The sequence below is a fragment of the Allobosea sp. ASV33 genome, assembly GCF_016428755.1.
Lineage (GTDB): Bacteria > Pseudomonadota > Alphaproteobacteria > Rhizobiales > Beijerinckiaceae > Allobosea.
Genome location: NZ_JAELTI010000294.1, coordinates 1 through 315, shown reverse-complemented (window position 1 = coordinate 315; position 315 = coordinate 1). Strand labels below are relative to the sequence as shown.

At 73.7% G+C, this 315-nt stretch carries 1 protein-coding gene and 1 pseudogene; one reads left to right on the top strand and one right to left on the bottom strand.

Features of this window, described 5'->3' with window-relative positions; genetic code table 11:
- A pseudogene (locus JHD80_RS29195) lies at window positions 1-128 on the top strand (hydantoinase B/oxoprolinase family protein); the annotation flags it as partial.
- Between the two features lie 5 nt (window positions 129-133).
- On the opposite strand, the gene JHD80_RS28930 reads toward JHD80_RS29195, so the two are convergent.
- Window positions 134-315, bottom strand: a 182-nt coding sequence (locus JHD80_RS28930; RefSeq protein WP_210340013.1) for a hypothetical protein, incomplete at its 5' end; no start/stop codon positions are given.

Below are 315 nucleotides of genomic sequence, written 5' to 3'. Positions count from 1 at the left end.
CCTCGCTGTCGCGCGCCCTGACCGAGATCCATCAGGAGGGCATCCGCTTCCCGCCGATGAAGCTCGTCAACGAAGGCGTCTTCGACGAGCAGATCCTGCGGATCATGACGACGAACGTCCGCAAGCCTGTCTCTTATACACATCTCCGAGCCCACGAGACTCTAGGCGCGATCTCGTATGCCGTCTTATGCTTGAAAAGAGGGGGGGGGGGGGGGGGGGGGGGGGGGGGGGGGGGGGGGGGGGGGGGGGGGGGGGGGGGGGGGGGGGGGGGGGGGGGGGGGGGGGGGGGGGGGGGGGGGGGGGGGGGGGGGGGGG